We start from the raw sequence: 24,950 nt of genomic DNA, 5'->3' as shown, positions 1-24,950 counted from the left end.
GCCGTTCGTTTTTTTGTGCTTTCTACTTTGAATGAATGTCATAGTTAGAACATACCGCCCGCTAGACGAATAACCTAGGTGTGGGTAGAGCAATTGAATTCTGTTCACATTTAACTTGGGAAATTACGATGTTGTCAAAATGGAAGGATGTGTTAGCGATGCAATTTTTTTATGTAGTTAGGACTGGCGACACATTAAATAACATAGCTAAGCGGTGGGAACTTCCAGTGAAATCCCTTATTGCCGCAAATAATTTAACGCAACCATATAGAATCACTATCGGGCAACAGTTGTCAATTCCACCTGGCGTCAATAAATACCGCGTTAAGTCGGGAGATTCCGTGTACCGGATTTCTCAAATGTATGGTGTTCCTGTTTCTTTGATTGTCGAAACAAATAGGCTAAGGCCACCATATGCCTTACAGATAGGTCAATTACTTGAAATCCCACCTGGTGTTGCTTATTACGTCGTTCAACCTAGGGACACATTGGTTCAGATTGCCAAGCGTTTCAACGTGACAACAGGTGGTCAAAGTAATCCCAAGTATTTACAGACGACCAACGAACTGCCATCCACAGCTCTAACTCCTGGAATGAAATTAAGTATTCCTTTCGCACCTACCGCTGATCGAGGATTTCTAGCTTATACATCTGATCGCGGAGGGCAGTATGATATTTGGGTGTATAATCCGCGGACCGGGAAAAATAGACAACTTACAAGTGGTTTAGGCGATGCACGCTCGCAACCAATTTGGTCGCCGGATAGCAGCCGAATCGCATTTGTTGGGAAGGATAGGATTATCTATGTTATTTATACAGCAACGAGTTTAATCGCTGGTATTGATCAGTTGGAGGAAGGGGGAGATTTCAGTCTGGGTTGGTCTCCAGACAGTTCAAGTTTAGCTTATGCGACCCGAGGAATGATTATACTGTATAACGCCACGGTGCATGCAGCGAAGACGATCAGGCAACCTGGTGCATCAGAAGTGAGCTGGTTTCCGAGTGGCACGGAGTTAATGTTTCAAGCTCTGGATGCATCAGGTATAAGTCAGCTATTCAGCAGTGATACAAATGGAATGGCTAAAAAGCAAATTACTAGAAATACGAACGGTCCTCTTCATGATGCGCGTCTATCACCCGATGGTAGCTTTGCTCTCTATACAACACCAGGTGCAAGTGTTTCAATTATTTACACTGTGGAGCTTGCTACAGGTGTTGTGCATGAAGTGAAAGGGGGACCAGATGGGAAAAACTATTTCCCGGAATGGTCACCTGATTCTTTACGAATCGCGTATAGTGCGACCGCATCTGATGATAGAGGCTATTTTACGCAAATAAGAACTGTGGAGCGACTTGGGAATGATGATCGGATATGGGCGATTTCGAATTGCTTTTCGACACCAGTTACTTGGTCGCCTGATGGAAGAAAAATTGCATACCTTTCTGGGTGTAAAGAGCAGGAATTTGCCAATGAGCTGTGGGTGCTTGATCTAACCCATCCTGTCCCAATTAGGCTCATTGAAGACGTGACTATCACGTCAGTGCAATGGTCGCCAACACCGATTATGGATTTGTCAAAAGCGGAATTTACGAACGAGACTTTTGACGTTAACTTTCAATATCCCGCAAGTTGGCATAGGGTAAACAATGAAAGATACGAAGGCGATGATGGCTTTTTTCAGATTTCAGCTCTTTTGGGATCCGATTCGATCGACAAGGTATGCCATGACGAAGCTTTTCAAAAACTAATGCCCTATGGCTCGGTGCCTCGAATAATACAATCACAAAACCCATATGAACAGTCATGCACTATTTTACCTTCTGCCGATCAACCAGCTGAAATGAAGGGGCAGGCAGCCTTTATCGCAAATTATCCGAGTCCGATAATGATTGATGGAATATCTTATAATTACTTTATATTATGGGCGGATAAGGAACATATTGATGGAATTTCCTCAACAGTTTTGTTTTTGCCGTAGGGTACTTCGAAAAAATAACCACTAGGGTTGGTTATACCTAGTGGTTTTCAGTAAATATCTTCTATTATTAATAAGTCTTTTCCGATTCACTCTTTTGCCTGTCGTTTTTTGTCATCGGTTCATGCTTCGGGTTTAAGTTTCCGAGTTCGGCTAACTCAAGCGAAATCTCTTCTTTCATTGTGTTCGAGTTTAATTTTTTATGTTTCGATGGGGCTGACTTGTCGGTATTTCCTTTTGGATTATCTTTTGTCATAATAAACCCTCCATTTCAATAAGTGTATTCTACGTTAATATGGCTTCAAAAACGATTTCAATTCGTATTAGCTGTGAAGAAATTTATTGAGACGAAAAAAAGCATGATCCATGAAGGACCATGCTTTTTCATTCCCCTATGAAAGGGGTGCACTCGGAAAATTTGTTTTTTCAATGATACAAACTGTTTTTACTGACGATTATTTAATACTCGTCTTTCAGCTTGATAAGCTTGACGTGCGCCGCCACTTTTGGCATAGCTGTCAGTATTCAAATTGCACTTAAACAAAAAACGTAACGCTTACTGCTTGGTCTAACACTTCGTGATTAACCTGTATTACTTAGTTAAAGCCTTAATTATTCATCCCTAATGCCGGATGAATAGCTAAGTGATACACAACTTAACTCTAAATCAGGTGGTTCTCATCGAATGTAACTAGTCGCCAGTAAAGCAAATTTTCCGCCAAGGCTGTGCATTTCATCCATTAGAAGTTACTTGTAGGTTACTCGTCTACGAATAGCTTCTTCAGGTTGTTTCACCTTGTAATCTATCTATACCCAGCTGAATATGATATAAACCATTTTAAGTGAAATAGTTAAAAATACAAACAATCCACGAATAAAAACATGCTCAAAGCTTTAAGAATCAACTAATACGACTTATATTCCTATGATTTGTGACAAATTTATGAATTAATGTAATCTTGCCTTAATACGACATTTTTTTTAAACATCATGTTGTACGATGAACTAGTTGCTTCCGAACCTACTAGATAAAGAGCGCATAATTTGAAGCCGAATATATTATATGGAGGAAGATTTGTGAAAAGGCTACTGAATGAAAAGGCGTTGTTGTTTCAAATTGGGATTAAGAGAAAAGTCATGTATAGAAAAGCAAAAACTTTCGGATATACGCATCCCCTTGTTGTCGCGTGTAGTCAAGAATTGGATGAGTTAATTAATAGATATCAAGAAAAAGTATCGTAATAAATGAAGTAATTACTCAGCTCAAATGCGGATTATCCCTAATTGTGTAGAAAAACGGTCAAAACTCCTTCGGCGGGTATTGGTCGTTTTTTTGTACGTAAAAATGACCCAAGTAATTCATTGAGTTTTTATACATTATAATGAATCGTTAATAATTAAAAAACAAAAAACACTATTTAGAAAATGTAAGCGCTTCAATGTTTAGAATACTTAAAATTCCATTGACTAACATTTGCAAACAGTGTATTGTTACGAATAATTATCGTCGTAAAGACAAGTCTATTAAAGAAGGCGATAATGAAAAAGGGGGAACAAAAATGAAAACAAATTGGTTAAAGTATGCAGTGGCATTATTTAGCGTTATTTTCATCCTTGCGGCATGTGGAGAAAACAAAGCAGAGAATGCATCCAAGCCATCAAATGATGAAAAAGAGCAAGGAACTAATGAAGAAACGAAGAAATATAAAATTGGTATGACTCAAATTGTCGAGCATCCATCTTTGAATGCTGCGGCAGACGGATTTAAAAAAGCATTGGCTGATGCAGGTCTTGACGTGGAATACGTTGAGCAAAATGCTCAGAATGATAATAGCTCTAATACAACGATAGCTAATAACTTAGTCAGTTCAGGCGTTGATTTAATTTTTGCGAACTCGACGCCTAGTGCACAAGCAGTCGCAGTAGCGACACAAGAAATTCCAATTGTATTTACATCGGTAACTGATGCTGTAAGTGCTGAACTAGTTGCTTCAATGGAAAGTCCAGGCGGCAATGTGACTGGGACAATTGATAATCATCCTGAAGCAATTCCATCAACTATGAAGTTCATGAAAGAAGAATTAGGCGTTAAAAATGTTGGAATGGTCTTTAACGCTGGAGAGCAAAACTCACGTTCACAAGTTGATGCGGTTAAAGAAATATTGAAAGATATGGATATGACTGTAAAGGAAGCGCCAGTTGCAACATCCGCGGATGTGAAGCAAGCTACTGAATCATTGATTGGTAAAGTAGATGCTTTCTACATTATTACAGATAATACGGTTGTGTCAGCACTTGAATCGGTGATAGATGTTGCGAATGCCAATAAGATTCCGTTGTTAGTCGGTGAGTTCGACTCCGTAAAACGCGGTGGTTTAGGCGCATATGGATTTGAATTTTACGATATAGGTTTTGAAGCAGGTCAAATGGCTGTTAAGATCTTAAAAGGCGAAAGTAAACCGGCTGACTTGCCCGTTCAAATTCCTCAGAACTTAAAATTTGTTATAAATAAAGCTACAGCTGATACACTTGGTCTTAATATCAAGGACGAATGGAAAGCTGAATTAAGCGAATAAATTAGGAGATGATTCTGTATGTTTAGTGCTATATTCGGCTCTGTGGAGCAAGGAATCATCTATGCAATCATGGCACTCGGTGTGTACATCACATTCCGGGTGCTAGATTTTCCCGATCTAACGGTTGACGGAAGTTTTGTAACAGGGGCAGCGGTTGCAGCAACGATGATTGTCTTTGGGTATCATCCGTTATTCGCAACTGGAGTCGCCATTGTTATTGGATTTATTGCCGGTTGTATTACGGGTCTTTTACATACGAAAGGAAAGATTAATCCATTACTTGCGGGTATCTTGATGATGATTGCCTTGTACTCTATCAATTTAAGGATTATGGGGATGACGTCGGATAGTTCTGTTGGACGTCCCAATATTCCTTTGTTAAATGCAGAGACGTTGTTTAGTAAATTCTATGTATTTTGGAGTACGCTTGGCATTGATGAGTCAATCAATCAATTCTTCAGCATGCTAGGCGTTACATACTTACCTTCTACATGGGGAACGTTATTTTTAATGATTATAGCTACATTGCTTATTAAAGTCGTTGTAGATTGGTTTTTACAAACAGAAATCGGGCTTGCAATACGGGCAACTGGTGATAATAAGAAAATGATTCGCAGCTTTTCAGCGAATACAGATACTCTTGTAATCCTAGGGTTAGGCCTATCTAATGGGCTTGTCGCTTTTTCTGGTGCATTGATTGCTCAGTACTCGAAGTTTTCCGATATCGGTATGGGAATCGGTATGATTATTATCGGACTAGCTTCTGTTATTATTGGTGAAGCAATCTTTGGTACAAAAACAATTATGCGAACAACACTTGCAGTGATTGCAGGTGCTATTATTTATAGAATCGTATTGGGTCTTGCACTTCGAGTAGAATTTCTCGATACAGGAGATATGAAGTTAATCACCGCCGTTATTGTTATAGCTGCACTTATTTTACCGCAATACATTGATAAAAGACGGGAAAATAAGAGGAAAGCGAAACGTCATGCCGAACGATTAACAACTTATGATCATGTATTAAACAAGGGAGGGAATGCAATTGCTGAAACTCCAACAGATAAATAAAGTATTTAACGAAGCGACTCCCGATGAAAAAATCGCACTTGATCAAATCAACTTACATTTGAAAAAAGGAGATTTTGTAACTGTCATCGGCAGTAATGGTGCGGGGAAATCAACAATGATGAATATGATTTCAGGAGCACTTACGCCTGATTTCGGTGTCATTGAAATCGCGGGTAAAAATGTTGTGAAACTGCCTGAATATAAACGTTCGGTAATGATCGGCAGAGTATTCCAAGATCCAATGGCAGGAACAGCTCCTTCTATGACAATTGAAGAAAACCTAGCAATGGCGTATTCGCGCAATAAAACACGTGGATTGCGTAAAGGAGTTCACAAGAAACGTCGTGAACTCTTCCGGGAATCACTAGAAACACTTCATTTGAACCTAGAGGATCGATTGAATGCCAAGGTAGGTATGCTATCAGGTGGGGAGCGTCAAGCACTCTCTTTGTTAATGGCTACTTTTACACAACCGTCTATTTTGCTTCTTGATGAACATACAGCAGCTCTTGACCCATCAAGGGCAGAATTGATCACGAATCTAACGAAACAACTTGTAGAAAAGGATCAGTTGACAACGCTGATGGTCACACATAATATGCAGCAAGCAATGGATTTGGGCAATAGGCTCATTATGATGGATAAAGGGCAAATCATTTTGGAAGTTGAAGCTGAGGAAAAGAAGCAGTTGACGATCGAAAAGTTAATGGCCGAATTCCAACGCATTCGCGGTGAAAAGTTAAACAGTGATGCCGCGTTGTTATCTGTGTGAAGTGAATAAGGATAAAACACCACAACCTGACATGGTTGTGGTGTTTTTTATGGAGTCGCGGGTAAATTCGACAAAACCATGTTAATCGGTCAAAATTCAGTATAAGAACTGGTATGATTAGAATAAACTCAAAGTGGAAAAGGTGTTTTATAATGAAGAAATTTATCATCATAGGCTCAGGAATTTTAGGAGCGTCGACAGCGTATCATTTAGCCAAATCTGGAGTTAAAGTGACAGTTATAGATCGTCAGGACGCGGGGCAGGCGACGGATGCGGCAGCGGGCATTATCTGTCCATGGCTATCCCAACGGAGAAATAAAGCTTGGTACGCCCTTGCGAAAGGCGGGGCGGCATATTATACGTCACTCATCCAACAGCTTGAAGAAGACGGAGAAACGGAAACGGGGTACCGACGCGTTGGTGCGGTCAGCTTGCACACGGATGCTGTCAAACTCGAGAAAATGAAAGAACGTGCGGTAAAAAGACGAGAAGATGCACCTGAAATTGGCGATATCCGTCAATTGAATGCAAGTGAAACATCGGCTTTATTTCCGCCGCTTTCTGGGGAATATGAATCTATTCAAATTAGTGGAGCGGCTCGTGTAAACGGGCGAGCTTTACGAAATGCGTTGGTCAGTGCCGCAAAAAAACATGGTGCAGTGTTCGTAAATGGGTCTGCAGCACTTATTGCTACAGACAAAGTTGTCACGGGAGTTCAAGTAGAAGATCAACAGTTTTTAGCGGATAAAGTCATAGTCACTGCCGGTGCATGGGCGGCAGAATTAATTGAGCCGTTAGGCATTCATCTACAAGTGAGTGCTCAAAAAGCACAAATCGTCCATCTACAACTTGAAAAAACACAAACCACCGAATGGCCAGTCGTCATGCCACCAACTGACCAATACATTCTTGCATTTGATGATGGAAAAGTAGTCATTGGAGCAACGCATGAAGATGATAAACAGTTTGATATGCGCGTTACTGCTGGAGGCTTGCATGAGGTATTAGGTAAAGCTCTAACAGTCGCGCCAGGATTAGCAGACAGCGCTTTTACCGAGGTACGTGTAGGTTACCGTCCGTTTACCCCAGGTTTCCTCCCGATTATTGGAGAAGTTCCAGGAGCAAAAGGAATTTTACTAGCGAATGGATTGGGTGCTTCAGGACTAACTGTCGGACCTTTCTTAGGTAAACAACTAGCAAAATTAGCAATGAATGAACCGGTTGACATAGACATTGAGTTGTATAAAGTTGTAAGTGCAATCAAAGTTGAGTGACAGTCGCCTGAATGTATTACCATAATTTATTTCATTCTCAAGCCGTATTTCGGCTTGAGAATTTTTTATTGGCAAAAATTTTAAAACGACTACATAAAAAAAGACAAACAGACCATGCTATCGTTACTGACAAATTTGAAGGAGGATTATCAATGACTAAGATGTTGCGTGTTTTGGCCACTTTGCTCGTCATTTTTTCTTTGATGGGATGTGGAACGAAGAAAAATGAAGAAGTGAAGGACAATGCGGTGGGTACAGAAACAGAAACGGATGTAAACGATACTACCACAAACGGTACTACAAACGACTCGGCAACGGATACCAATCCAAATAGTGAAGGTAATCAAGAGCTGACGGTCGCTGATGATGTTGCTGATAAAATAGTGGAAATGGAAGAAGTGGAAAGCGCCAATGTCATCGTAACTGACACAAATGCTTATGTGGCAGTCGTGCTAAAAGAAGGAGCAGATGGTTCAGAAGTGACTGAGAATAAGATTGCGGATGAGGTCAGGTCGACTGATGCTAACTTTAAAAATGTTTATGTATCGATGAATCCCGATTTTGTAAAACAAATGGACGAATATGGAACTAAGATTAGAGAAGACAAACCAGTGGAAGGATTCTTTGAAGAGTTTTCAGATGCGATGAAGCGAGTATTTCCTGACGCGCATTAAGCTATCCGTTTCAACTGTCTATTCAATAAAAGGCTCATCATTCTTCCAATGAATGATGAGTTTTTTTGATGAATAAACTATTTTCGGAATTACACTTCAGGTTCTCGCTAATGGACAGTTAAACCTGTTTATTTCTCGCATCGTACTTATAAAAAGGATTAACAAGCAAGAAAAAGGGGAATAAGAATAAAATTGAGTATTTTTTGTGGTTTATATAAGGAGAGAACTATATGAAATCAAAAAGAGTTAGTGTAATTGTCATTAGCGCTTTATTCATACTGGGTGGATGTTCATCAAGCGCGGATCAAGTTGTAGAGACACCAGATATTACCGAAACGGATACACCCGAAAAACAAATAGAAAGCCCTGAAACTAATCCTGAGCAAACACATGAAGAAATCTTAGCGCAGGTAACATCTGCTATAGAAACTGATGTGAAATTGATGTTGCCAGAGGATATTTTTGTAGGGGAAGGTTATCTGACGGCGACTACTGCATCGAGCAAAAATAATTACGAAGTAAATTTTTATGTCACAAATGTACCGATTCCTGTAAATGATTCTACCTTGCACGATGCACACCCTTATATGATTGTGAATGGGACAAGGTATGATTCAGCGGCTAGTGCTAAAGCGAAAATAAATTACCAACCCATCAATGATGGCGCTCAAAAAGTTGATTTGGGAAATGGCATTACGGGATACCAAGATGCCGGTGCAGGGAGTATTTTCCTTACATGGCATGAGGGGCGCTGGTCATTTTCGATTCGTAATCGGAATAGCGATGTAGGAAGTGCGAAAATGAACGATTTGGCAAAAGAGATTGTCGCAAAGTTGGAAAATCAATTATTACCAGCTCCACGAAAGATCGGGGCTGGGATGTTTGATATGAATAGTGAAGGTGCAGCTGCGAATAGCTTTATGTGGCAGGAAGAGGAAGTCGTTTACGAGGTATATACGGTAGATCCTTTGTTACTTGTTGATACAGTAACAGACCAGATGAAGTAAGAATAGTGCTGAAGTCAAGACACCGCTCCAAGAGAAAAATGTAAACATTCTTCTCTTTAAATTAATGCTTCCTTGCCTGTGCTAAACACAATTTGAAGTTGTGTTCAGTACAGGCATTTTTCGTATTGCGAATTATTTTCCAAATTAAAGAGGTATTCCCACAACTATTGTGAATAAAATAGAATAACAAACGATAATTACGGGAGGAATAATTATGTTAAAGCCTGATGAAAAGATGCCACTTGGGTTCATTTTTATACCTGTGATGATGCTATTGTTATCGTTCACAATACTAACTAATTTTAATTTGATTGGCTATCATTATAATTTAGATGAAAGTGCATCTTTCATAACGATTGAAGAAGGTTTTTTCAACAAAGAAAAATATAATATACAAATTAATGATGATAACACTATACAAATCTTACAAGAGGTAATGATTCCTGTTAATTCAGCAGAGCGTATATGGCAATCCGATTTGATTATAATCTCGTTATTTATCGGATTATTTGCATACATATTTCAATCAGCTGCAAGACAAAGAAAAACCTTTAAATGGTTCGTACAATTATATGTAGGCATGTCTTTTTGTTATCCATTTATTTACAAAATATAATGGTGAGTAGGGGTTGGGGAAATCCATTTTCACGGGATCATTTCCGGTCCGCTTTCGGCGAAATATTCACGACACATTTATCGAGAGGCATGTGTGGCTAGAAGTGACTCCGTCACTTCTAGCCACACTATTTTCGTTAATCCTGTTGCGAATAGTTGCCTGTCGCGTTCCTACAATATTTAAGTGAATAATGCAGTTGCCTGGAAAGAAAAGAATAGATGACTTTCTATAGGGGGTGTAGGTGCCCGAAGATGCAATTTCGGGCACTCTAGTACGTTGTAAAATGCGTTCCTTGCTTACTTTTAGCAAAGAGTATGCTCCTAATCATGTGATACCTTATAGAAAGTGACACTTCTTTACTTAAAAAAGAAAAAACCATATAGAATGCATCAGCCGCCAAAATTGCATCTTTGGCGGCTTTTATCCAGGTAGATGCCCCTCTATTCTTTCGTCTCAAAAAGTTTTAGCACTTCGTATACTTATGCATTTGTAGCGCGATGGATGAAGGACCACCATACGATTATCGGGAAAGAAATGTAGTGATGCGACAAAATCGCATCACTACATTTCTAGACATCTCGATAATCGTATAGAAGTCTTTATATCCAAAGCAATCCAAAGTCAACTTTACACGTAGCGCCTAGTAGTTAATCATGTTATTCACTGGTTACTTTGGTTAATCAACAGACGTGATATGTAGTATGTCTTATCTTCTTTATAACATGGAATATTAGTGTCCATAGCGAGATACTAGAGAACATAGGGGAGTTCAATAAACGAGGTTTATAGATCCCGAACAAAGCCGTTGAGATTTGTTTATTAATGAAAAAATGAAACCAATTTGAGTAAGTAACGTATAGTAAGTTAAATCAAAAAATGGGAGGAATACATATGAATGGACAAGATGAATGGGAAACCAATCTGGACAAAGAAATGATAGCGCTGAAAGCCAAAATAGATCATTTGGAGAATGAAATCAAGGAAATGGAATTTCTTGTGCCAAAACCATTTATCACCTCGGAACAAATCGGGCAGATTGGCAAATTTCTATTAGGAGCAATCGTTCTAATCGGAATTTTTTGGCGATGAATGAACCAACTAGGCTAGCTGTAGCAGAATTTTCGTTTTTAATAGGTGAAAAATTGAACGTATGTTCTTTTGTGCTATAGTAAGAATGGAAAGAGAATTCGCAGAGGTTAATCAAAGGAGTCAATCTATATGAAATTAGTATCATGGAACGTCAATGGATTAAGGGCATGTGTTAGTAAAGGTTTCTTAGAATACTTTGAAACGGTGGATGCAGACATCTTCTGTGTACAGGAGATAAAACTGCAAGAAGGTCAAATTGATTTACAGTTGGATGGTTATCATCAATATTGGAATTACGCACTAAAAAAGGGCTATTCAGGTACGGCTGTATTCACGAAAGAAAAACCATTGACTGTGAAATACGGTGTAGGCGATTTAGATGCTCAAGAAGAGGGACGGATTCTTACGCTTGAGTTCGCGCAGTTTTATTTAGTAAACGTCTATACGCCAAACTCGCAGCGGGATTTGGCACGATTGCCATTTCGCTTGGAATGGGAAAACGACATGCGTGACTACTTAAAGAAACTGAATGATATGAAACCAGTCATTCTATGTGGTGATTTGAATGTCGCGCATCAGGAAATAGATGTACGAAATGTGAAATCGAACATCGGTAATTCGGGCTTCACCAGTGAGGAACGCGGAAAGATGACGGAGCTATTAGGGGAAGGATTCATCGATACGTATCGGTATTTCAATCCAAATCTAGAAGGAGCATATACTTGGTGGTCGTACATGAGTAAGGTTAGGGAGCGGAATATTGGATGGCGGATTGATTATTTCATAGCCTCCAAACAATTGGAATCTCTATTGAAAGATGCTACCATCCATCCACATATACTCGGCAGCGACCATTGTCCGATTGTTTTAGAAATTGATTTATAAATAAAGATGTTAGGGGAAATAACTTATAGGGACTACCGACCAAAAATAACGACGTTGCTTATCTTTGCTTATGATTGAAGGAAATGCACAAAATGCCATGAATTTTTACACAGCTATTTTGATGAATCGGAAATTCTAAATGTAGTCCATCAAGAAAACGACATGATTATGCACGCCACATTCACAATAAAAGGACAGGCGTTCATGTGCATCGACAGTTCTATCAACCAAGAATTCACATTCACTCCTTCCACTTCATTGTTTGTGGCATGTGACGCGGCAGCGGAAATTGGTCGGCTTTTTGAACAGCTATCACAGGATGGACGAGTCCTGATGCTGCTTTCTGAAACGCCGGTCAGTGACAAGTTTGGTTGGGTAGGGGATAAATTCGGCGTCACCTGTCAATTGAACAAACCAAAAAAGTGATGGAAGTCAATCCGGAAAACGAAAAGGAGCTTGCTTTAGTAGATCATCTACTTAAGCAAGCTCCTTTTTAAAGGAATAAGAAAATATCTGTTTTTCAATCTGGAGCAGTGTCTAGACTCCAGGCGCCTTACGGTTTTCTTAATTATTAAAATCGTTTCCGGTCGATTAAAGAATCATTATTTAATTCATTCCGCTCAAATGGATTTGTATCCAATGAATGTATGGCCGTCCCATCACGTTCATCTAGTACTGCATCGGTCCGGTCGATATCCGCTTCTTCACGGCGCACGGTTTCGTTAACCGTTTCTGTATCATGAACTTCACGTTTGCCAACGACGATTTCTTCACTAACGACAGGACGTTTTGTCACTTCAACCCGCTCTTCCATAACAGGTATATGAATATTTTCACCATCATCAAACACTTCTCCGGCAGCAGTCTCTTCAGTTACTGCGCGTCGTTCAATGTACACTTCTTCACGTGTGACGGGCACTTCTACCGTTTGTGTCTCTTCGACAATGTGCTTACTGACGTTCACTTCACCCGCCTGATAGCGTTCTTTGTCGACATTGAGCTTCTCTTCGTGCAATCTTAGATGTTCTTCCTGTTCTTCCTGTTCTGCATCTGTTCCTAACCCTAACCCTTGGCTGTTCATTGCTAGATTGGGATTATCATAATCATCAACAACAAGATTTGAGCCGATATTAGGATCTGTATAACCTGCTTGATATTCCGTTCCTTGATTTCCATAGAGATTACCGTATTCCTGGTCCACGTATAGAAGAATTCCGCCAGCTTTGACTTCATTGAAATAACGGTTGGATTCTTCGTCGGTGAATCCCATGTTAGTGAATGCACCTTTGACGGGTTCATCTCCGCTCAGGAAAGCGATGAACTTGTCCATCCAGTTACCTTCAGGCGATCGGAGATCCACATCAGTTTCTCCTCGGATAATCGATAATGTATCTGCATCATTCGTCACAATATAAATATCGTTTTCAGTATAACCTTGCGCTTTTAACTCATCAATCTTATTCAAGACTTGGGTTTCATTATGGAATGTACCTACAAACTTTTTGTCAGCCATTTCAAATTGCCTCCTAAGATTTTTATAGTGTTAGTGCTAGTCTTTAAAATACCCAGCTTTCAAATAATAAAACCTATCCGCAATTTGCTGCTGAAGCATATTGAATTCACGTTAACGATTACCTGTTGAACCCATTTGATTAGTAGCAACTGATGCAAAAATGAAAAGAATGAAAGAGAACTTTATCAATTTGCCTCGTAGAAACGGCAAGAACTCTAGGGGAGTTGTCTGTATTTGATTTATAGTTGGGTTAGTATTAACTGCTATTTTGATAGAGAGGTTCTTTTGATAGCCCAGTAGAATAAAGAGGAGAAGGTCAAAACGGATGTTGTAGCCGAGTAAAAAAATGATAACTTGAAAAAGGCTGTAAACCAATATTGGTTTACAGCACTTTTTTGGTAGTAGAAGATTTCTAAGCACCTACTCTGGAGTAACGAAGGTGTTTTTCCCTGCTTTCAAGCCTGATAGGAGGACAATTAAAGATGCAATGATAATAATCAGCATCGGCACTGTCCAACCTGATGTGAAATCGTGTAATAATCCGAAGAGTACTGGTCCAACCGCCGCAAGTAAATAGCCGAAGGACTGTGCCATACCTGATAGATCTGCAGCTTCATGTGGTGTCCGTGTGCGTAATGAGAAGAACATCATTGAAAGTCCAAATGCTGCGCCACCTGCAATTCCAATCAAAATCATAAAGAGTGGAACAAGTGCAGTTGTGCCTGCCATGATACCGCCATAGCCCAAGAGGTATAATAGTGCGACACCCGCTACAATCCAGCGCTGATCTTTTACTTTTCCTGCTAGAATCGGAACGATGAAAGTCATTGGTAATTGCGCAAATTGCAAGAGGGAAACCATCCATCCAGCACTATCTGGACTTATTCCTTGCGTTTTTAACACCTCAGGCATCCATGCGGAAGTTGTATAAAATATCAAAGATTGGAACCCCATAAAGAAGGTAACACTCCAAGCCAATGGAGAACGCCATAAAGAGGGTGATTTGGCCTTTTCCAAATGAACATCCAATGAATTTGGTGATTTCTTGTTTTTAAGTTGCGGGAGCCAGACGAGTAGAGCGATAAATGCTAGTAGCGCCCAAACTCCTAATGCGCCTCTCCATCCAAACTGTGTATTATGAGAAAGTGGTGCACTGACGCCAACCGCAATGGCTGCGGATAAATTCATAGAGACCGAATAAATACCGGTAATGAGACCCATATGCAGTGGAAAGTTGAGTTTTATTAGACCTGGTAATAAGACATTTCCAAATGCAATGGCAAGTCCTATTAGGAAAGTGCCAATGAGCAAATTAGGTGTTGTGCCTAGAGAACGAGTAATAATACCTGCTGTCAATAAAATGAGTGATACGAATAATGTCAGTTCCATTCCGAAGCGACGTGCAATTTTCGGAGCGAACGGTGAAATAAGTGCAAAAGCGAGCAGAGGAATGGTCGTTAGGAATCCCGCTAATACATTTGAAATGGCCAAACTGTCTCTAATGGAAGAGATTAATGGTCCGACAGATGTTAAAGGCGACCGAAGTGTGGACGCGATGAAAATGATTCCGATAAGAAGAAACCATGTATTTCGTGTGAATTTTAATTTTTTATTTGTATTCATGGAATGTGGATTGGTCAAGATAATGCCCCCAAAGTCTACTTATTTCATCTACAATAACACATTCACCGCACATAGTACGTTCATTGAATTGAATGAATCATTATTTAACTTTTGAGGATGTTGAAATCTGAAATTCCCGTGCTATACTAATAACATTCTAATAGCATTCGCTCATATAATAGCGGGAATATGGCCCGCAAGTATCTACCGATTTACCGTAAATAAATCGACTATGAGAAGCAACGAATTGAAAAAGTCGTACTCATTTAATTGGGTATGTCTCTTTCTTTTCCATTCAGCAAATAAGCCTGAATGACATTGCTCCTCTCATGGTTTGATTGGATGCATGGTCATAGGGCTTATTTTTGTGGCTCTTGATTGTGAAAACAAGAAGGAGGAAAAATAAAATGAAATTGTTAAAAGATAAAATTGTAAAAGACGGTAAAGTATTATCGAATCAGGTGCTAAAAGTAGATTCATTTTTGAATCATCAAATCGATCCACCTCTTATGCAGGCGGTTGGGGAAGAATTTGCAACACGATTTAAAGATGCGGGAATAACAAAAATTCTAACGATTGAATCGTCGGGTATTGCTCCATCAATGATGGCGGGCTTGATACTAGGGGTACCGGTAATTTTTGCACGTAAAAGGAAATCACTAACGTTAGTGGACCATTTGTATACGGCGAGTGTCCATTCATTCACAAAAAACGAAACAAATGATATTTCCGTTTCAAAAGATTTCATTACTGCACAAGATACAGTCTTACTCATCGATGACTTCCTTGCAAACGGACAAGCTGTACTTGGGTTGCTAGATATCATTGAGCAAGCTGGAGCGAAGTTGGCAGGCGTTGGTATTGTTATCGAAAAAGGTTTCCAACCTGGCGGGGCGCTCATCCGTGAACGCGGCATCCGTGTAGAGTCACTTGCGAATATTGCTTCACTCGAAAATGGGCAAGTGACATTTATTGAGGAGGAAACTTCCAAGTGAGCAATCCACTTAAGTCAACTGCTTTAGGGCTCCAACATGTTTTGGCGATGTATGCGGGGGCGGTCCTCGTACCATTAATCGTCGGTAATGCACTGGGCCTAACTTCTACACAACTGACTTATCTTGTTTCCATCGACATTTTAATGTGTGGGATTGCAACGATTTTACAAATTATGAATAACCGTTTCTTCGGAATCGGATTGCCCGTTGTATTAGGCTGTTCGTTTACAGCGGTAGGACCGATGATTGCGATTGGCACCGAGTCTGGAATTTCCGCTATTTATGGGGCAATTATCGTATCGGGACTTTTCGTCATTGTTATTAGCCGTTTCTTCGGTATGCTTGTACGATTTTTCCCTCCAGTTGTAACAGGTTCTGTCGTTACGATTATCGGTATTACGTTAATTCCTGTGGCTATTAACAATATGGGTGGGGGACAAGGTGCAAGTGATTTCGGTTCATTGTCGAATATTGCATTGTCTTTCGGAACGTTGCTTTTTATCCTCCTAGTCTTCAAGTTTTCCACTGGTTTTATGCGGGCTATTTCCATCTTACTCGGCTTGGTTGTCGGGACTGTTGTTGCTACGTTTATGGGGAAAGTTGACTTCTCGGCCGTTCGGGATGCAGCCTATTTCCATATGGTTGAGCCTTTCTACTTCGGTATGCCGACTTTCGAATGGTCGGCTATCTTTATAATGATCTTAGTGGCAATGGTATCCCTTGTTGAATCAACAGGCGTTTACTTTGCGCTAGGTGATATTTGTGAGCGCGATATAAAGAGAAAAGATCTTGAAAAAGGGTATCGTGCGGAAGGGATCGCCGTCTTACTAGGCGGTATTTTCAATGCATTTCCGTATACGACGTTTTCACAAAATGTCGGTTTAATTCAAATGTCAGGTGTCAGATCACGAAAAATTATTTTAATCGCGGGTATTATGTTGGTTACGCTCGGTTTTGTTCCAAAAATCGCAGCTTTCACAACAATTATTCCAAATGCTGTTTTAGGTGGCGCGATGATCGCAATGTTCGGAATGGTCGTTTCCCAAGGAATTAAAATGTTAAGCAAAATTATTACTGATTCTCAAGAGAATTCTATGATCATTGCTTGCGCAATCGGGATAGGACTTGGTGTGACAGTCGTACCTGAACTCTTTGCACAATTCCCTTCAGATCTTAAAATATTAACGAGTAACGGTATTGTCGCGGGAAGTGTCACTGCGATTGTGTTGAATATACTCTTTAATATGTTGCCTTCACGTAAGAAGAAATTTAAAACTGAATAAAATAGTCCACATGTTTTGATATGGACTATGATGTATGTCGCTCCTTAATCATTTAGATTAAGGAGCGACATTTTTTGTGTGAAAAATAATGCATCTGAGAGAAGTTAATAAGAAAACAAACAACTACATTTATTTCTTGAAAAGCGGAAGTTAATCAGGGACACCATCTTGCTATCCATAAACTTATGGTACAATCAGTTGTAATTGTTGATGGATTAATGAGAATATTTAGATGTTGGTACTTTTTACGACTTCAGATTTTTTAATGAGAAAATAATAATTTTGTGTGGCATAAATTAAATATTAAAAAAGATAAGGAGCATGATTAAATGACAAACTTAATAGATTTAACTAAAAAAGTAGGTATTGTATTAGAGAAGAAGAAACTAACTGGTGTTAAAGCAGAAATCATATTAGCAATCGATCAATCAGGCTCAATGAGTTCACTATATAAGAATGGGACTGTACAGCAGATTATAGAGCGTTTACTAGCCATTGGTATGAACATGGACGCTAATAAAGAAATTGATGTATTTCAGTTCAATAACGGTGCAAATTTTGTTGGTACAGCAACAGAAGCGAACCATGCAACATTTGTAAAGGACACTAAAATGACTGTAAGTGGTGGAACGAAATATGCTCCAGTTATGGAATTGATAGTGAGTAAATATGGAATTGCACTGAGTGGGAATCAAGAACCTGCTAAGAAAAGTTTGTTTGGTGGTTTATTCAGTAAGAAAGCAATAGAAATTCCTATTAAGCCTGAACATCCTACTTTTGTACTCTTTATAACGGATGGGAATAACTCTGATAAAAGTGAGGCAACACGGATTGTGCGTGAAAGCGCAAATCAACCTATTTTCTGGCAGTTTGTTGGGATTGGTAAAGAAAAATTTGCTTTCTTGCAAAAGTTAGACGACCTTAAAGACAGGTATGTAGACAATGCAGATTTCTTTAAAATCAGTAATGTTGCAAAGGTTTCCGATGAAGAGCTGTATGATAAGTTGCTTACAGAGTTTCCAGACTGGTTACTTCAAGTGAAAGCCAAGGGGATGCTAAGCTGATAAATTACATCTATTAAGAATACTAGAATTATAGGGGAGAATACAATCACGCAACAGGAACTGTTGGTGAATGGAGTGGGTATAGTAAAATATCAACGAACATCAATTAGAGAATTTCAATGAAATAATGTTGACGTATCGTGACTCGAGGTAGCCACAAAAAAACGCCTGTAAGTTAGTGACATAACTATTTTATTTTCCACCTCTCGATTTTAACATGCAATTATTGCGAGATGAAAAGTATCTTCACTAGACAGTGTAAGTCACAACATGCGACGATAACTAGATAGCATTAAGTAAAGGGGGAATTCCATGTATAAACTAATTGCGATTGACCTTGATGGGACATTACTTACGGATGAATTACTGATTACGCCAAGAACAATCGAGGCTATTCAAAAAGCGGTGGAATTAGGAACAGTTGTCACGATTGCGACAGGGCGTATGTTTCCATCTGCGAAATTATTTGCACAGCAACTTGGCATCAATGTACCAGTTATTACGTATCAGGGTGCAATCATTAAAAGCATTGATGACGATGAAGTGATGTATGAACGACTTATTCCTCCTAACATGGCACAAAAACTAGTTGAGATTGCTCGTGATAAAAAAATACATTTGCAAGTTTATCAAGATGATATTCTTTATGCTGCATCAGAAAATGACAAGATTATTGAGTACTCCAAAAAATCGAAGGTCCCGTATAAAATAGAACCGGATCTTGGCAAACTTGCGAAACTAGGATTTACGAAAGCACTCTTTATCGAAGAGCCTGCCTACCTTGCAACCTTACAGGATGAATTGCGGGCATTGTTTGGAGGGAGTGCACATATCGCCAAGTCTTTAGTAAACTATCTTGAAGTGACGCATCCGGAAGCTAACAAAGGAAGTGCTTTATTGCACCTAGCGAGTAATCTTGGTATCGATCGTACAGAAATTATCGCTATAGGCGACAATCACAATGATATTGAACTGATTAAGACGGCTGGTTTAGGTATCGCGATGGGTAACGGGGTCCAGGAATTGAAAGACCTTGCGGATTATATCTCACTGACGAACAATGAAGAAGGAGTGCTCCATGCAATCGAAAAATTTGTTTTAGAGCCTTTGGGAGCAATGATAGAATGATGGTGAGGTAACTTCCTTTGGTGTTGAAAATAGTTGAATAGGGCTACTTAATGAAAAAACGCCTACGATAGATGCACTTTTAATAAGTGTGTCAATTACGTAGGTGTTTTATATTGTCTCAGTAATTTAGGTAAGGGCATAGTTTTTCCATTTAATTAAGCCTCTTGATTATTTGGATTTAAAAATAATATCCCTTGAAAAATGGGGATTATCAAATTCCGAAAAAAATGGCCACGACTGTGAAGTTTTACCTAGAAGTTTCTTCAAATTCAATAGTAACTACTTTTTCAGTTTCGGTAGTATACTCAATTCTTACAAAAACGCCGAATTCGTGGTCACCATCTTTTAACCATAGCTTAAACTTTTCAATTGTTGAATCCTTTCTAGATTCGCTTCCTTCATGAAGGTAGTCAATAATAGTTGCATTGGGATATTTTGATTGTGTTTCTTTTATAGCGAGTTTACCCCACTTAGCGTAAGCTGGAATTTCTGGTGGTGTATGAGCAATGGTTGGGATATATGTTGGTGCTGAATTAACTGTAATAATAATTCCAAGTGCAATAAATGTTTTTCTCATAATTGATGACATCTCCTTTTTTATAGGATGGGTAATTTTTTGAAAGTCATTCTAAGACCAACTGCTTACCATCGTTTAATCCATTTTTTTGATTACAGTTATTTCTTTTCTTCGTAAAAATAGACATTGGTAACAGGATATAGAAGATGATTGTACTAAGACTTTCTTATAGGTCAGCTGTATTGACTTAAAGGGTAGTCTTTTTTTGTTGTCTTAAAATGTGAGCGTATTCAAAAAACGACGAGTAATTTCGGATAAATGTGGAATACTAACTGCTGAATCATTTGGAAAACATAGTTTTTCCTATTTTCCGCACAATTTATTTACTTATGTCATTTCGTTTGCTAAACTCATTTAGTTGTATGACGTCAGACAACGAAAATGAGCTTTCCATAGTGCGAATTGGCGTATTAGTAACAAAATTATAAATGGAAAACTTCCATATGAAGAGGTGTACTAGTTGAATTTATTGTGGGGGCTTTTAGGGATAGTTGTGGTATTAGGAATTGCATTTCTTTTATCTAATGGAAAGAAATCGATTAATTACCGGACTATCGTTGTTGGTTTAATCATCCAAGTGACATTTGCATTCGTCGTCTTGAAATGGGAGGCGGGGAGAGCTGGATTAATATGGTTTTCTGGACTCGTGCAAAATGTCATTGACTACGCTGGCGAAGGGGTTGCATTTCTTTTCGGTCCGGTAGCGGACGTTGAAGGATTCGGTTTCGTCTTTGCATTCCAAGTGTTGACGATCATCATTTTCTTTTCTTCCTTGATTTCCGTGCTATATTATCTTGGAATTATGCAGGTGGTTATCAAACTGATCGGAGGCGCATTATCGAAACTGCTTGGCACGAGTAAAGCAGAATCGGTTTCTGCGGCCGCGAATATATTCGTCGGACAGACGGAAGCTCCACTTGTCATCCGACCTTTTTTGGCAAACATGACGAAGTCAGAGCTTTTTGCAGTCATGACAGGAGGACTTGCATCTATTGCTGGTTCTGTTCTCGCGGGTTATGCACTCCTGGGTGTTCCACTTGAGTATTTAATTGCAGCAAGCTTCATGGCTGCACCTGCAGGATTGATTATGGCGAAAATATTTATACCGGAAACGGAGAAGTCAGAAGTTGAAGATTTTGAGATGGGTAAGGATCAGGAATCTGTGAACGTTATTGATGCAGCAGCACGTGGGGCAGGAGATGGATTAAAACTTGCCTTGAATGTCGGTGCCATGCTATTGGCGTTCATTGCGCTTATCGCTATGATGAATGGCATGTTAGGCGGAATCGGTAAATGGGTGTTTGGCTTTGAATCGTTGACCGTTGAGGGGATTCTCGGCATTCTATTTGCACCCCTCGCATTCGCCATCGGTGTTCCTTGGTCAGAGGCAGTAACAGCAGGTGGATTCATTGGTCAAAAACTTGTGTTGAATGAGTTTGTCGCGTATGCATCATTCGCACCTGAAATTGCATCACTCAGCCCTAAAACAGTCATCGTCGTGAGCTTTGCACTTTGTGGCTTTGCGAACTTAAGTTCACTGGCAATTCTTCTTGGCGGATTAGGTTCTCTTGCACCAAGTCGACGTCCTGACATTGCAAGACTGGGTGTTCGTGCGGTGGCAGCTGGGATGTTAGCCTCGTTATTGAGTGCCGCTATTGCAGGGATGTTCATTTGAAAATGAAAATTTGAATTCCAAAAAGGACTGGACGGCTACGATGCCATCCAGTCCTTTTTGGTTTAAGTGCTACAGCAGATTATCTAATTAACCGTCGCTGCCATCTTCGATATGGTCGTCATCTTTCTTATCATCAACGACGCCATCGTCATCAACCTCAACATCTTTATCTGTTTCATCATCAGTATCTAAATCTACATCCGTATTTGTTCCATCCTCAGGGTTGACATCTTCTACAGGTTCGTTAACATCCACGTCAACATCGTCGTCATCCCCATCGCCACATGCAGCAAGCATTCCGACTGAGAGCAATGTTGCCGCTCCTAGCTTTAACCATTTCTTTTCGCCTTTAAGTTTTAAATCCATTTAAATCTCCTCCAAGAGTATGTCTAAGATGAATGGTGCATGTTCTTGTAATACCCACATTTTATCGTGTGAATCATTTAGATTTTTCAGATAGGTGAAAGAAGCATAGTAATTAGAGTCCTGTTTCCTAACTAGTAACTTCATGTTCTTGCTGGAATTCGTATGGTTACCGTCGTGCCTACTCCGAGCGAGCTATCAATCTCAATGCCATATTGATCACCAAAATAGTACCGTATTTGATCATGGACATTTTTAAGCCCGATATGTTCTTCGGTTAATGTACTGGAGGATTGTGCAAGGCGATTTTTCAAGTATTGTAGCTGTTCTTCATCAATACCGACCCCATTGTCACTCACCGTTATTAGCATATCCTGGCCGGAAAAAATAGATGAAACTTCAAGTATTCCAGCTCCATATTTACGCTCTAACCCATGGACAATACCATTTTCGACAAGGGGCTGAAGGGAGAAATGCAAAAGTCGTATAGATTCACTAGTTGGAGCTAAGTTTTCGACGTACTGAATTTTATCTCCGAATCGCATTTGTTGTACTTGGATATACAGGCGAATGTGGGTCAATTCTTCTTCCAATGTGATTGTTTCTTTCCCACTTTGGATATTAATTCGAAATAACTGTCCGAGTACCCCAATCATTTCAGCAATATCCCGTTGTTTGTTTAACACCGCTTTCATTTGAATCGATTCAAGTGCGTTAGCTAAAAAGTGCGGATTGATTTGACTTTTTAGCGCGCGGTAATGTGCTAGCTTTTGTTGAGCTTTTAACACAGAGGACCGTTCAATGTAATCTTGTATGTCCGTGACCATTTTGCTAATTCCCTGATAAAGTCCGCCAAATTCATCCTGACGTTTGCTAGTCAAGTTAACATCGAATTTTCCGCGACCGATTATTTTCACCTGCCTACTTAAAAAGATAATTGGTTCAGTTACACGTATGTATAAGATCACCATAAATAACATCGCCATACCAATCGAAAAGAAAGCTAACCCTAAAATAACTTTGCGAAGCATTTCCGCATGCTTAGTCATTTCCTGTTCTTCTATATATTGAATAACTGTCCAGTCTGAGTAGGGAGAAGTGACAAAATTGAAAAATGAATTAACCCCGTCTACCGGTGCGTAAAAATTCCCAGATTCCTTATTTGAATCGGAAAGGAAAGGCTGGATAGCGGGTTTAAATGTCATATTGGAGTCGATTTGATCTAGGTCAGAAGCGTAAATAACACTGCCAAGAGCATCCAAAATAACGAAATTCCGATTATGATTTTCTGATAAATTTAGAATGTTACGTAATGAATCTAAACGGATATCAATAAGCAAAACACCTAACGGTTGTCTGCTTCCATTTTTATTAATTACCCTTGCGATTGATATTACTGATTCATTGGAATTTACCCTATTAAATGGTTGGTGAGTACCAAATAAGACGATTCTACCTTTTTGCTCAATGGTTTGTTTATACCATTCTTCGTTTGTTAAGTTACTCACATCGTAAACGGATTTTTTTAGTGTCGAATAAAATACATGGTCACCTATATAAATTTGGACGCTATCGATATTCTCAATTGTTATTTCAATTGTACTGATAAAATGTTCAATCGCATTTTCGTATTCTAAAATTTGAACATAGTCTCGTTCTGAGTCATCTCCTTGCCAATTTTCAAGCGCATTTTGTAGTTTACTGTCCATCTGTGCAGTAAGCGCCCCCATCTCGATGCTCTGCAAATATTGATCGAAATTAAAAGATAGATTATTAAGAATGAGATTCGAACTATTTTGATACTCTTTTTTAGCTGATTGATTTGAAAACATGTAAATCATTACGGATAAAATCAGCAGCGGGATGGTAATCGTCAAAATCATAAGGACAAAAATTTGATGATTCACATGTTTAAATTGGAAAAATGGTAAGAAGCGCTTCAATTGGTTCATAATATCATAGCCTTAACTGTTTTCTATATTCTGTTGGTGTCATTTGGGTAACACTTTTAAATACTTTTACGAAATGTTTATAACTTTTATACCCACATAAACTTGCCACGTCGGCGATGGAATGTTGCGACACCTTCAGGCATTGTAGCGCATAATTAATTCTTATTTCGCTTACAAAAGTCATGTAGTTTTTATTTAATTTTGTTTTGAATAGCCGACTTAAATAAGAAGGATGATAAAAGAAATGTTCGGCAACCATATTGAGTGTTAATTCTTGATCCAAATGCAGTTTGATATAGGACTCTATTTTTTCGAAAAGTTGAAGGCCTTCTTCAGGCGCAATTCCAACCCCTTGATTTGTACCTGGATCTGTCAGCCGTTCGAAAGATTGTGGCATAAGTTGCTTTAGGCGTATTTTTTCTAAGCAATTTACAATAACTGAAAAACTTTTTTCGTATTGCAATGGTTTTAGTAAATAATCATATACACCGCCATAATGAATGGCTTTTTGCGCGTACTCGAATTCATTGTGGCCAGTCAAAATAATAAAAAGGGTATCGGGCAGTTTTGATCGGAGCTGTCCAATCATTTCAAGTCCATCCATTACAGGCATACGAATGTCTGTAATCACCAAGTGGGGGAGCTCGATTAAAGCTCTATCCACTCCGTCTTTCCCGTTTTCCGCCTCAATAATTGTATGGACCCCTAGCTCTTTCCAATCGAAGTACTGTTTTAATCCAGAACGTATGAGAGGTTCATCCTCAACAATCATCAATTTATACATCGTATTCCCCCAAAAATAATTTGATAGTAGTTGTTGTTTTTTAGGAATGTGTT

Annotated in this window: 24 protein-coding genes and 1 riboswitch; of the genes, 17 read left to right on the top strand and 7 right to left on the bottom strand. The window is 39.2% G+C overall.

Annotation, left to right across the window (positions count from 1 at the left end):
- Nucleotides 1-158: 158 nt before the first annotated feature.
- Nucleotides 159-1,979, top strand: coding sequence for a LysM peptidoglycan-binding domain-containing protein (locus ACGLYD_RS10670; protein ID WP_399632853.1), 1,821 nt, complete (start codon nt 159-161; stop codon nt 1,977-1,979).
- Between the two features lie 67 nt (nt 1,980-2,046).
- Here the strand turns inward: ACGLYD_RS10670 and ACGLYD_RS10665 are convergent, their stop codons facing one another.
- Nucleotides 2,047-2,232: a hypothetical protein gene (locus ACGLYD_RS10665; protein WP_067210555.1), complete on the bottom strand. Its 186-nt coding sequence runs from the start codon at nt 2,230-2,232 to the stop codon at nt 2,047-2,049.
- A gap of 821 nt (nt 2,233-3,053) precedes the next feature.
- Between ACGLYD_RS10665 and ACGLYD_RS10660 the strand changes: the two genes are divergently transcribed.
- From ACGLYD_RS10660 to ACGLYD_RS10610, 11 genes are all read left to right on the top strand, one after another.
- The gene (locus tag ACGLYD_RS10660; RefSeq protein ID WP_067210553.1) at nt 3,054-3,218 is read left to right on the top strand and encodes an aspartyl-phosphate phosphatase Spo0E family protein; all 165 of its coding nucleotides are present in this window, start codon (nt 3,054-3,056) and stop codon (nt 3,216-3,218) included.
- A gap of 317 nt (nt 3,219-3,535) precedes the next feature.
- Nucleotides 3,536-4,552 (top strand): ABC transporter substrate-binding protein, encoded by a 1,017-nt coding sequence (locus tag ACGLYD_RS10655; protein WP_354312712.1) that lies wholly within the window; start codon nt 3,536-3,538, stop codon nt 4,550-4,552.
- Between the two features lie 18 nt (nt 4,553-4,570).
- A complete protein-coding gene (locus ACGLYD_RS10650) occupies nt 4,571-5,623 on the top strand; it encodes an ABC transporter permease (RefSeq protein ID WP_067210548.1) in 1,053 nt (350 codons plus the stop codon).
- Nucleotides 5,598-6,395 carry an ABC transporter ATP-binding protein gene (locus ACGLYD_RS10645; RefSeq protein WP_067210546.1) on the top strand — a complete coding sequence of 266 codons (798 nt, stop codon included), beginning with the start codon at nt 5,598-5,600 and terminating at the stop codon, nt 6,393-6,395. Before ACGLYD_RS10650 ends, ACGLYD_RS10645 begins: the two co-directional genes overlap by 26 nt.
- A 152-nt stretch (nt 6,396-6,547) precedes the next feature.
- Nucleotides 6,548-7,669: an FAD-binding oxidoreductase gene (locus ACGLYD_RS10640; protein ID WP_067210544.1), complete on the top strand. Its 1,122-nt coding sequence runs from the start codon at nt 6,548-6,550 to the stop codon at nt 7,667-7,669.
- A gap of 152 nt (nt 7,670-7,821) precedes the next feature.
- Nucleotides 7,822-8,343, top strand: coding sequence for a YhcN/YlaJ family sporulation lipoprotein (locus ACGLYD_RS10635; RefSeq protein WP_067210541.1), 522 nt, complete (start codon nt 7,822-7,824; stop codon nt 8,341-8,343).
- Between the two features lie 230 nt (nt 8,344-8,573).
- The gene (locus ACGLYD_RS10630) at nt 8,574-9,350 is read left to right on the top strand and encodes a hypothetical protein (protein ID WP_067210538.1); all 777 of its coding nucleotides are present in this window, start codon (nt 8,574-8,576) and stop codon (nt 9,348-9,350) included.
- 214 nt (nt 9,351-9,564) lie between these two features.
- Entirely contained in the window at nt 9,565-9,966 is a 402-nt protein-coding gene (locus ACGLYD_RS10625) for a hypothetical protein (RefSeq protein WP_067210536.1), read from the top strand.
- Between the two features lie 891 nt (nt 9,967-10,857).
- On the top strand, nt 10,858-11,055 hold the full coding sequence (locus ACGLYD_RS10620) for a hypothetical protein (RefSeq protein WP_067210533.1): 198 nt from the start codon (nt 10,858-10,860) through the stop codon (nt 11,053-11,055).
- A gap of 129 nt (nt 11,056-11,184) precedes the next feature.
- The gene (locus tag ACGLYD_RS10615; RefSeq protein WP_067210531.1) at nt 11,185-11,940 is read left to right on the top strand and encodes an exodeoxyribonuclease III; all 756 of its coding nucleotides are present in this window, start codon (nt 11,185-11,187) and stop codon (nt 11,938-11,940) included.
- A gap of 132 nt (nt 11,941-12,072) precedes the next feature.
- Nucleotides 12,073-12,366 (top strand): VOC family protein, encoded by a 294-nt coding sequence (locus ACGLYD_RS10610; protein ID WP_231885840.1) that lies wholly within the window; start codon nt 12,073-12,075, stop codon nt 12,364-12,366.
- 145 nt (nt 12,367-12,511) lie between these two features.
- Here the strand turns inward: ACGLYD_RS10610 and ACGLYD_RS10605 are convergent, their stop codons facing one another.
- Nucleotides 12,512-13,453, bottom strand: a complete 942-nt coding sequence (locus tag ACGLYD_RS10605; protein WP_340742343.1) for a YsnF/AvaK domain-containing protein — start codon at nt 13,451-13,453, stop codon at nt 12,512-12,514.
- A gap of 420 nt (nt 13,454-13,873) precedes the next feature.
- A complete protein-coding gene (locus ACGLYD_RS10600; protein ID WP_067213981.1) occupies nt 13,874-15,076 on the bottom strand; it encodes an MFS transporter in 1,203 nt (400 codons plus the stop codon).
- 151 nt (nt 15,077-15,227) lie between these two features.
- A riboswitch (purine riboswitch) is annotated at nt 15,228-15,329 on the top strand.
- A 154-nt stretch (nt 15,330-15,483) separates the two neighbouring features.
- On the opposite strand from ACGLYD_RS10600, the gene ACGLYD_RS10595 reads away from it, so the two are divergent.
- The 4 genes from ACGLYD_RS10595 to ACGLYD_RS10580 all read left to right on the top strand — a co-directional run bounded on the left by ACGLYD_RS10595 (nt 15,484) and on the right by ACGLYD_RS10580 (nt 19,546).
- On the top strand, nt 15,484-16,071 hold the full coding sequence (locus ACGLYD_RS10595; protein WP_067213979.1) for a xanthine phosphoribosyltransferase: 588 nt from the start codon (nt 15,484-15,486) through the stop codon (nt 16,069-16,071).
- Nucleotides 16,072-16,118: 47 nt separating this feature from the next.
- Nucleotides 16,119-17,354, top strand: coding sequence for a nucleobase:cation symporter-2 family protein (locus tag ACGLYD_RS10590; protein ID WP_067213980.1), 1,236 nt, complete (start codon nt 16,119-16,121; stop codon nt 17,352-17,354).
- A gap of 329 nt (nt 17,355-17,683) precedes the next feature.
- Entirely contained in the window at nt 17,684-18,418 is a 735-nt protein-coding gene (locus ACGLYD_RS10585) for a VWA domain-containing protein (RefSeq protein WP_399632846.1), read from the top strand.
- 312 nt (nt 18,419-18,730) lie between these two features.
- Nucleotides 18,731-19,546, top strand: a complete 816-nt coding sequence (locus ACGLYD_RS10580) for a Cof-type HAD-IIB family hydrolase (RefSeq protein ID WP_399632843.1) — start codon at nt 18,731-18,733, stop codon at nt 19,544-19,546.
- 247 nt (nt 19,547-19,793) lie between these two features.
- On the opposite strand, the gene ACGLYD_RS10575 is transcribed toward ACGLYD_RS10580, so the two are convergent.
- Entirely contained in the window at nt 19,794-20,123 is a 330-nt protein-coding gene (locus tag ACGLYD_RS10575; protein WP_067210521.1) for a DUF3889 domain-containing protein, read from the bottom strand.
- 460 nt (nt 20,124-20,583) lie between these two features.
- On the opposite strand from ACGLYD_RS10575, the gene ACGLYD_RS10570 reads away from it, so the two are divergent.
- Nucleotides 20,584-21,798 carry a NupC/NupG family nucleoside CNT transporter gene (locus tag ACGLYD_RS10570; RefSeq protein ID WP_187045160.1) on the top strand — a complete coding sequence of 405 codons (1,215 nt, stop codon included), beginning with the start codon at nt 20,584-20,586 and terminating at the stop codon, nt 21,796-21,798.
- Between the two features lie 87 nt (nt 21,799-21,885).
- Here ACGLYD_RS10570 and ACGLYD_RS10565 read toward each other — a convergent pair whose 3' ends face one another.
- The 3 genes from ACGLYD_RS10565 to ACGLYD_RS10555 form a co-directional block, all read right to left on the bottom strand.
- On the bottom strand, nt 21,886-22,164 hold the full coding sequence (locus ACGLYD_RS10565) for a DNA primase (protein ID WP_338656303.1): 279 nt from the start codon (nt 22,162-22,164) through the stop codon (nt 21,886-21,888).
- Between the two features lie 140 nt (nt 22,165-22,304).
- The gene (locus ACGLYD_RS10560) at nt 22,305-24,113 is read right to left on the bottom strand and encodes a sensor histidine kinase (protein WP_399632841.1); all 1,809 of its coding nucleotides are present in this window, start codon (nt 24,111-24,113) and stop codon (nt 22,305-22,307) included.
- A gap of 4 nt (nt 24,114-24,117) precedes the next feature.
- The gene (locus ACGLYD_RS10555) at nt 24,118-24,897 is read right to left on the bottom strand and encodes a response regulator (RefSeq protein ID WP_340763869.1); all 780 of its coding nucleotides are present in this window, start codon (nt 24,895-24,897) and stop codon (nt 24,118-24,120) included.
- Nucleotides 24,898-24,950 lie beyond the last annotated feature (53 nt).

It is taken from the genome of Sporosarcina sp. SG10008 (genome assembly GCF_044569405.1).
GTDB lineage: Bacteria > Bacillota > Bacilli > Bacillales_A > Planococcaceae > Sporosarcina > Sporosarcina psychrophila.
The sequence above is the reverse complement of the archived record's forward strand: the minus strand, read 5'-3'. Positions and strand labels throughout refer to the sequence as shown.

Coding starts and splice junctions, on each gene's coding strand:
- ACGLYD_RS10670 (WP_399632853.1), top strand. CDS start 159: ATGCAATTTTTTTATGTAGTTAGGACTGGCGACACATTAAATAACATA.
- ACGLYD_RS10665 (WP_067210555.1), bottom strand. CDS start 2,232: ATGACAAAAGATAATCCAAAAGGAAATACCGACAAGTCAGCCCCATCG.
- ACGLYD_RS10655 (WP_354312712.1), top strand. CDS start 3,536: ATGAAAACAAATTGGTTAAAGTATGCAGTGGCATTATTTAGCGTTATT.
- ACGLYD_RS10650 (WP_067210548.1), top strand. CDS start 4,571: ATGTTTAGTGCTATATTCGGCTCTGTGGAGCAAGGAATCATCTATGCA.
- ACGLYD_RS10640 (WP_067210544.1), top strand. CDS start 6,548: ATGAAGAAATTTATCATCATAGGCTCAGGAATTTTAGGAGCGTCGACA.
- ACGLYD_RS10635 (WP_067210541.1), top strand. CDS start 7,822: ATGACTAAGATGTTGCGTGTTTTGGCCACTTTGCTCGTCATTTTTTCT.
- ACGLYD_RS10630 (WP_067210538.1), top strand. CDS start 8,574: ATGAAATCAAAAAGAGTTAGTGTAATTGTCATTAGCGCTTTATTCATA.
- ACGLYD_RS10625 (WP_067210536.1), top strand. CDS start 9,565: ATGTTAAAGCCTGATGAAAAGATGCCACTTGGGTTCATTTTTATACCT.
- ACGLYD_RS10620 (WP_067210533.1), top strand. CDS start 10,858: ATGAATGGACAAGATGAATGGGAAACCAATCTGGACAAAGAAATGATA.
- ACGLYD_RS10615 (WP_067210531.1), top strand. CDS start 11,185: ATGAAATTAGTATCATGGAACGTCAATGGATTAAGGGCATGTGTTAGT.
- ACGLYD_RS10605 (WP_340742343.1), bottom strand. CDS start 13,453: ATGGCTGACAAAAAGTTTGTAGGTACATTCCATAATGAAACCCAAGTC.
- ACGLYD_RS10600 (WP_067213981.1), bottom strand. CDS start 15,076: ATGAATACAAATAAAAAATTAAAATTCACACGAAATACATGGTTTCTT.
- ACGLYD_RS10595 (WP_067213979.1), top strand. CDS start 15,484: ATGAAATTGTTAAAAGATAAAATTGTAAAAGACGGTAAAGTATTATCG.
- ACGLYD_RS10590 (WP_067213980.1), top strand. CDS start 16,119: ATGTATGCGGGGGCGGTCCTCGTACCATTAATCGTCGGTAATGCACTG.
- ACGLYD_RS10585 (WP_399632846.1), top strand. CDS start 17,684: ATGACAAACTTAATAGATTTAACTAAAAAAGTAGGTATTGTATTAGAG.
- ACGLYD_RS10580 (WP_399632843.1), top strand. CDS start 18,731: ATGTATAAACTAATTGCGATTGACCTTGATGGGACATTACTTACGGAT.
- ACGLYD_RS10575 (WP_067210521.1), bottom strand. CDS start 20,123: ATGAGAAAAACATTTATTGCACTTGGAATTATTATTACAGTTAATTCA.
- ACGLYD_RS10565 (WP_338656303.1), bottom strand. CDS start 22,164: ATGGATTTAAAACTTAAAGGCGAAAAGAAATGGTTAAAGCTAGGAGCG.
- ACGLYD_RS10560 (WP_399632841.1), bottom strand. CDS start 24,113: ATGAACCAATTGAAGCGCTTCTTACCATTTTTCCAATTTAAACATGTG.
- ACGLYD_RS10555 (WP_340763869.1), bottom strand. CDS start 24,897: ATGTATAAATTGATGATTGTTGAGGATGAACCTCTCATACGTTCTGGA.